Annotated in this window: 6 protein-coding genes; all 6 read left to right on the top strand. The window is 39.9% G+C overall.

Translation table 11 applies throughout. The annotated features are described in order from the left end of the window. Positions 1–383 precede the first annotated feature (383 nt). The 6 genes from nikB to EO120_RS04280 all read left to right on the top strand — a co-directional run bounded on the left by nikB (position 384) and on the right by EO120_RS04280 (position 7,187). Positions 384–1,322 carry a nickel ABC transporter permease gene (gene nikB, locus EO120_RS04305; protein WP_127134253.1) on the top strand — a complete coding sequence of 313 codons (939 nt, stop codon included), beginning with the start codon at positions 384–386 and terminating at the stop codon, positions 1,320–1,322. Continuing rightward, the gene (nikC, locus tag EO120_RS04300; RefSeq protein ID WP_127134252.1) at positions 1,322–2,143 is read left to right on the top strand and encodes a nickel transporter permease; all 822 of its coding nucleotides are present in this window, start codon (positions 1,322–1,324) and stop codon (positions 2,141–2,143) included. The genes nikB and nikC overlap by 1 nt, the downstream gene beginning before the upstream one ends. A gap of 133 nt (positions 2,144–2,276) precedes the next feature. Next, complete coding sequence (locus tag EO120_RS04295) at positions 2,277–3,845, top strand: ABC transporter substrate-binding protein (RefSeq protein WP_127134251.1); 1,569 nt, start codon at positions 2,277–2,279, stop codon at positions 3,843–3,845. Positions 3,846–3,857: 12 nt separating this feature from the next. Continuing rightward, a complete protein-coding gene (locus EO120_RS04290; protein WP_127134250.1) occupies positions 3,858–4,655 on the top strand; it encodes an ABC transporter ATP-binding protein in 798 nt (265 codons plus the stop codon). Next, complete coding sequence (locus EO120_RS04285; protein WP_127134249.1) at positions 4,648–5,463, top strand: ABC transporter ATP-binding protein; 816 nt, start codon at positions 4,648–4,650, stop codon at positions 5,461–5,463. Before EO120_RS04290 ends, EO120_RS04285 begins: the two co-directional genes overlap by 8 nt. Positions 5,464–5,621: 158 nt before the next feature. Further along, on the top strand, positions 5,622–7,187 hold the full coding sequence (locus EO120_RS04280) for an ABC transporter substrate-binding protein (protein ID WP_127134248.1): 1,566 nt from the start codon (positions 5,622–5,624) through the stop codon (positions 7,185–7,187). The last annotated feature ends 13 nt before the right edge of the window (positions 7,188–7,200 follow it).

Genomic DNA, 7,200 nt, shown 5'->3' with positions numbered 1-7,200 from the left:
TGGAATGAGCTACATATGTCTACAAATTTTCCAACTTATTGGGATTAGTCACACACACTTTTTGTCCTATAACCCGTTATATTCTATATGCTTTACTATAAAAATAATAGGTGAAGTGTGTAGAGCGTGTAAATGTTTATACAAATTTTTGATAATATATCTCATAATAAAGGTGGGTAAATAGTGATTTGTGGGATATTATTCAAAAATATTAATAACTATTAGAAAACGTAATATATTGTAAAGATTATAAAATTCTGATAATAACACATACCTATAGGGGGTATGTGTATTGTAATTAAGCAAGGGGTATAGTATATTTATAATCGCAAAAAAACGATAAACTAGAGCGTTGATGCATGTTTTTTAGTTAGGAGGTGCCTATGGGCAAACGCATTGTCAAGCAGTTAGGGCAATTTATTGTCACCCTGTTTGGCATTACATTTTTAACATTTTGTCTTACCTATTTGGCTCCTGGTGATCCGGTAACCATGTTATTGGAAACGGCAGATACCATCGTATCACAAGAGTTGATCGATGAAACGCGAGCACAATTAGGCTTAGACAAGCCGTTTCTTGTACAGTATGGCAATTGGGTGTTACATGCTGCACAGGGGGATTTGGGGATGAGCTATTCCTCTAAGAAACCCGTTGTAGACCGTATGCTTGAAGCATTGCCTGGTACGGTGTATTTGGCAGGAACTGCATTATTGTTTACATTGCTTTACGCTTTGCCGGCAGGTATTCTGAGTGCAGTAAATCGTAATAAATGGGTAGACTATGTATTACGTGCTATGTCTTTTGTAGGTATCTCTATGCCGACATTTTGGCTTGGTCTTGTGCTCATTTATGTCTTTGGGTTGAAATTAGGGCTAGTACCAATTGCATCATCTCGGATTACTGCGCTTGGTGTGATTTTGCCTGCGATTACTCTTGCCGTAGTAGTTGGTTCCAAATATATGCGCCAAGTGCGGCTCGTTATTTTGGAAGAAATGAGCAAAGACTATGTTATCGGTGCTAGAGCTCGTGGCGTAAGCGAAATTAAAATCTTATTTGGGCACATTTTACCAAATGCGGTGTTGCCTTTAATCACTATCCTCGGTGTATTAATCGGGTGGCTTCTTGGCGGTGTGGCGGTAGTAGAAATGGTATTTGCATGGCCTGGTCTTGGAAACATGGCGATTTACGCTATTACCATGCGTGATTATCCGCTTATTGAAGGTTTTGTATTGTGGGTGGCTTTAGCTTATATGTGCATCAATGCATTAGTGGATGCTTCATATATTTTATTGGATCCTAGATTAAAACGGGAGAGAGCATAATGGCAGAATGTATTCAGAAACATAAACTCTTCACGATTTATAGTGTGCTTATGCTCATCATCGTTTTTATCGCTGTATTTGCGCCGTGGCTCGCACCAGGTGATGCTTTTAATTCGGATATGACAAAAGCATTACAAGCGCCGAGTGCACAGCACTGGTTTGGTACTGATAAACTAGGGCGTGACGTTTTATCTCGTATTATTTATGGTACTCAATTGTCATTATTTATGGGCGTCACCATCGTTGTAGTCATGGTTTCCATCGGTACTATCATCGGTGCTGTAGCGGGTTATTTCGGTGGCAAAGTAGAAATGGTACTCATGCGCTTAGCGGATATCATGTTGTCTTTCCCTGGCGTTGTATTGGCTATCGCTATTGCAGGTATCCTAGGTGGTTCTATTTTTAATACTATCTTAGCGTTATCCATCGTAGGCTGGGCAAAATATGCTCGTCTCGTTCGTTCTATGACTCTGAAAGTGCGGCAGGAGGAATACGTAACTGCAGCGGTTATGATGGGGGCATCTACATGGACGATTTTGCGTCGTCATATCATCCCCAATATTTTGCCTCTTGTTGTTACTACAGGGGCACTTGATATTGGGGCCATGATGATTGAGGTAGCTGGTTTATCTTTCCTCGGTTTCGGTGCTCAACCGCCGACACCAGAATGGGGTCTCATGTTGAATGAAGGGCGTCAATATTTGCAAACTAGTCCTTGGCTCATGGCATTCCCAGGCCTTTCTATTTTAATTGTTGTATCCATTTTCAACTTGTGGTCCGACTCGTTGCGTGATGTAGTAGACCCTAAAAATGAAGGTTAATCAACAATAGTATATCCTCATGTGGGATGTAGTAAGCATGGTGTTGTCGTTGCAGGCTCGTATAGCTGTGACGGTAATATAAATTGTGCTGTTTGTGAAAGCATTATATGTATGTATTTACAGGAGATAAGAAATGAAAAAATCTTGGAAAAAAGCTCTCTTAGCAGGTCTTAGCATTGTAATGATGGGGTCCTTTATCGCTGGTTGTGGTTCTGATAACAATGGTGCAGCGAATAAGGACACATTGAAAGTAGCAGTAACTAACTTTGCGTCCACATTAGAGCCTACAGAGAATTTCTTTGCTTGGGTTGTTATGCGTTATGGTGTAGGCGAAACATTGGCGCGTTTCGACGAACAAATGAAACCACAACCTTGGATTGCATCTAAATGGTCCGTATCTGACGATAAAAAAACGTGGACTTTTACCATCGATGATAAAGTTAAATTCTCTAATGGTAAAAAAGTAGATGCTCAAGCTGTTAAGGAATCCATCGAGCGTACGTTTGCAAAATCTAACCGTGCAAAAACATTCTTTGAATATGACTCCATCGAAGCGAATGGTCAAGATTTAATTATCCATACATCTAAAGAATATCCTAATATGGCTGGTCTATTAGCCGATCCGTTGTTCCTCATAGTTGATGTACAAGCTGAAAAAGATGGTCGTAACTTTGCCAAAGAAGGACCTATCGGTACCGGCCCATATGTAGTGAAATCTTTCACAAAAGAACGTGCTGAAATGGTAGCTAATGAAAATTACTGGAATGGTACAGTACCATTTAAGACTGTTGAAATTCCATCCATTGATGACCCTAATACACGCGCTATGGCGTTGCAATCTGGCGATGTGGATATGGCTGTTAATATCGGCCCTGGTGAACTCGGTTTATTCCAAAACAATGATAAATTTAAAGTAGATGAAATCGCCTCTCTTCGTGTCGTATTGGCGCGTATTAACCAAAAAGGGATTCTTGGCGATGACAAAGTGCGTGCTGCTGTGATTTCTGCTACGGATCGCAAAAACTATGCTGATGTATTGCTGAAAGGTACATTCTTGCCTGGTTCTGCACCTATTCCTCCGTCCATGGATTATGGTTTTAATGAATTGAAAGACCCTAATGCTTATAATGTGGACCGAGCTAAACAATTACTCGCTGAAGACGGTTGGAAAGATACTGATGGCGATGGCGTTCTTGATAAAGACGGTAAACCATTGACTTTCAACTTTGTTGTGTATAATTCTCGTGCAGAATTACCATTATATGCTGAAGCAGTTCAAGCGGATCTCAAAAAAATCGGCGTAGATATGAAAATCAAAACTGTAGACTACAACTTGATTGATAAAATGGGTCAAGATGGTGACTACGATATGTTGATTTCTAATATCGTAACTGCTAATACTGGGGATCCAATTTGGTTCTTGGCTAATTACTGGCATACAAATATTAACGGTTCCAATCCACAAAATGGTTCCGGTTACTCCAACCCAGAAGTAGATGCATTACTTGATGCTGCAGAAAGTGAATTCGATCCAGCTAAACGCCGCACTTATGCTATTCAAATTCAACAATTATTGATGAACGATGGTGCTGCATTATACCTAGGTTATCCTAAAACTAATATCGTAACAGGTTCCTACTTGAAAGGTGCTGTTATGTTCCCAAGTGACTACTACTGGATTACTAGCAAAATTTCTAAATAATGAGGACAACTAATGGCAGACAATGTATTATCCGTTACTAATCTTCATATTGCATATCAAGGTAAACCTGCCGTTATGGATGTTAATTTCACCTTGGAAAGAGGAAAGGTATTGTGTATCGTAGGGGAGTCGGGTTCCGGTAAAACTACTGTAATCCGTGCCCTTATGGGGCTTTTACCAGTAGGTGGTGAAGTAACAGAAGGCAGTATTGTGTTTAATGGACGTGATTTGGCAAACCTTTCTAAATCCGAATGGCGATCTATGCGTGGCAAGGATATGGCCATGATTTTTCAAGATAGTGGTAGTGCTTTGGATCCAATTCAACGTATTGGTAAACAATTCCGTGAATTATTCCGTTCTCATGTGGATATGACTAATGATGAATGTGATGCTAAAGCCATTGCCTTACTTGAAAGCGTGGCACTGCCAAACGGTACTGACATTTTGCATCGTTATCCACATGAATTATCTGGAGGACAACGTCAACGTGTTGGTATCGCCATGGCGATGGCGTTAGATCCATTGCTCTTAATCGGTGACGAACCTACATCTGCATTGGATGTGACCACACAATCTCAAGTCGTGTTAGAAATGCTAGAAAAAGCGAAGGAGCATAATTCCACCATCGTTATGGTTACCCATAACCTAGGTGTAGCGGCATATATGGCCGACTACATTCTAGTTATGCAAAATGGTCGTGTTGTTGATGCAGGTTCTCCAAAAGATATTCTCGAAAATCCATCCAGCGATTATACGAAACAGTTGAAAAACGCTGTTCCAACATTGGGAGGAGGTCGTTACATTGAATAATTACGCAGTAGAATTCAAAGATGTATGTAAACGATTCCCGTTGCCAAATGGTGACACATTAGAAGCGTGTAAATCTATTAATATTACATTGGAAAAAGGCAAATCTCTTGGTATTGTTGGTGAATCTGGCTCTGGTAAAACCACTTTAGTACGAATGCTCATGAAAATGTTGCCTATCTCAGAAGGTGAAATTTACGTAGATGGTGTTGAAATTCAACACATGAATCGTGAACAAACAAGAGCGTACCGTCAAAAAATACAAATGGTATTTCAAGATCCAATGGCGGCATTTAATCCTCGTATGAAGGTAAAAGACATTATTTGTGAACCACTGTATAATTTTGGTTTACTCCCAAAAGGTAGGGAAGAACAAATTGCTGGTGATTATCTTGAAATGGTAGATTTACCTCGTGAGTTTATGCACCGTTACCCACACGAAATGTCCGGTGGTCAACGTCAACGTGTTGCTATTGCTCGTGCTATCGTATTAGAACCAGAAATTCTCGTATTTGACGAGGCTACTAGTGCACTTGATGTTTCCGTGCAGGATTCTATCGCGTACCTATTAGCAAGATTGCAAAAAAAACGCAATCTAACCTATCTATTTATTGCTCATGATATTGCTTTCATCCGCACCATGTGTCACAAAGTGGTAGTTATGTATAAGGGCGACATTGTAGAAGAATTAGATGCATTCCATCTATCTGATGCACAACATCCCTATACAAAGGTGTTGTTAAGTTCCATTTTTGAAATTGGACAAGAACATAGACCTTTGTCAATGGATACGGTGGTAGGCTATAAATAAGCTTGAAAAACTCCGCTTACGAGGTATATTGTAAGCGGAGTTTTTTGTTGTATTTTTCTATATTATTCGGTATGATTATAAATATAATCATACCCTATAGGGTATATAAAGTGTTATTCATATGAGCATATTTGAATGGGATTACGAAGGAGGATGCAATGAAACAATGGCAGCGCTGGCTCATGGTCGGCACCTTGATGAGCATGTCCATAATAGGGTTCTTTGGCTGTGGATTACAATTTAACGACCATGACAAGGACGTATTAAAAGTAGGTGCTATAGGTTTTGCGAGCACTCTGGAACCGACGGAAAACTATTTTAGTTGGGTAGTAGTGCGCTATGGTATTGGTGAAACCCTTGTTAAATTTAACGATACTATGGGGACAGAACCGTGGATTGCATTGAAATGGTCTGTTGGTGATGATAATCAAACATGGACTTTCACTATTAATGATAAAGTAACATTTTCAAATGGCCGTAAGGTAACGGCGCAGGCTGTGAAGGAATCTTTGGAACGGACATTTGAGAAGAGTCAACGGGCGAAGACCTTTTTCAATTATGATCGCATAGAGGCAAATGGGCAAACTTTGATTATTCATACAGATAAAGTATATCCTAATTTGCCAGGCCTGTTAGGGGATCCTTTATTTCTTATTGTAGATGTTCAATCAGAACGAGAAGGGCGTAATTTTGCTGTAGACGGCCCTATTGGGACTGGTCCTTATGTAGCTACATCCTTTACGAAAGAGAGAGCAGAGCTAGAGGCAAATAAACACTATTGGGATGGTACAGTACCTTTTAAACGTGTAGAGGTGCCTGCTATCAATGATGCTAATACGCGCGCTATGGCGTTACAGTCCGGCGACGTGGATATGGCAATTAATATTGGCCCTGGTGAATATGATTTATTCAAAGATAATAAGGATTATGTTTTTGAAGAATCGTCGTCTTTGCGTGATGTAATGGTTCGCATGAGTCAAAATGGAGCTTTGGCTGATGCTAATATTCGAGCTGCTCTTATTGCAGGTATTGACCGTGAAAGCTATGCAAAAACTCTTTTAAAGGACACATTTATCGCTGGTAAAGCTCCATTGCCACCGAGTCTTGGTTATGGATTTAAACAAGTAAAAGCATCCAACCAATATAGTCCTGAAAATGCAAGAAAGTTATTAGCTCAATCTGGTTGGGTAGATACTGATGGGGACGGTTACGTAGATAAAGATGGACAAGATTTAGTACTAGATTTTTATACATACACATCGCGACCAGAGCTCAACCTCTATGCAGAAGCCATGCAAGCAGATTACAAAAAGATTGGCATTGGTATTAATATCAAGATAGTAGACTATAGTGTTATTGATGAGTTGGCAAAATCCGGAGCTTATGATCTTATGATTTCTAGTGTTGTTACTGCTAATACAGGTAATCCTGTGTGGTTCCTCAAGCAATATTGGGGTTCTAATATTGATGGGGCAAATCCTAACAATGGCTCGGGATATAGCAACCCTCGCTACGATGAGTTACTAGCTTTGGCTGGTTCTACTATGGATTCTACGACGGCACATAACGCTATCATTTCGGCGCAACAAATTCTCCTCGATGATAATGCGGCTATCTATTTAGGTTATCCTAAAATAAATCTTGTTGGTAAAAACTACATGAAAGGTATTCATACGTCGCCTTGTGAATATTACATTATTACAAAAGACTTAAAGAAGGAGTAGGTGCAGTACTTTG

Source organism: Veillonella caviae (genome assembly GCF_003992125.1).
Lineage (GTDB): Bacteria > Bacillota > Negativicutes > Veillonellales > Veillonellaceae > Veillonella > Veillonella caviae.
Note: the sequence above shows the minus strand (reverse complement) of the source record. Positions and strands in the feature narration are given on the sequence as shown.

Bases quoted from the DNA above. Each gene is read 5' to 3' on its own strand.
- EO120_RS04290 (WP_127134250.1), top strand. From the start codon at position 3,858: ATGGCAGACAATGTATTATCCGTTACTAATCTTCATATTGCATATCAA.
- nikC (WP_127134252.1), top strand. From the start codon at position 1,322: ATGGCAGAATGTATTCAGAAACATAAACTCTTCACGATTTATAGTGTG.
- nikB (WP_127134253.1), top strand. From the start codon at position 384: ATGGGCAAACGCATTGTCAAGCAGTTAGGGCAATTTATTGTCACCCTG.
- EO120_RS04295 (WP_127134251.1), top strand. From the start codon at position 2,277: ATGAAAAAATCTTGGAAAAAAGCTCTCTTAGCAGGTCTTAGCATTGTA.
- EO120_RS04280 (WP_127134248.1), top strand. From the start codon at position 5,622: ATGAAACAATGGCAGCGCTGGCTCATGGTCGGCACCTTGATGAGCATG.